General features: G+C 37.1%; 1 protein-coding gene. It reads right to left on the bottom strand.

All coding sequences use genetic code 11. The features are described from left to right. Nucleotides 1-202: TonB-dependent receptor plug domain-containing protein (locus E1140_RS00010; protein WP_155177919.1), on the bottom strand; the 202-nt coding region annotated here is incomplete at both ends.

Genomic DNA, 202 nt, shown 5'->3' with positions numbered 1-202 from the left:
CTGATAATCTGGAATACCTGATATCTCTTCAAAGTTTACAGATCCACTGTAAGTTACTTCAAGACCTTTCTTAACACCTTTCTTTCCAGCTTTTGTAGTGATTACAACAACTCCATTGGTTGCTCTTGAACCATACAATGCACTAGCTGCTGCACCTTTAAGTACAGAAATACTTGCAATGTTGTTTGGGTCTAAGTCAAAA

The organism is Fulvivirga lutimaris (genome assembly GCF_009711525.1).
Classification (GTDB): Bacteria; Bacteroidota; Bacteroidia; order Cytophagales; family Cyclobacteriaceae; genus Fulvivirga; species Fulvivirga lutimaris.
This window is presented reverse-complemented; position numbering and strand designations above follow the sequence as displayed.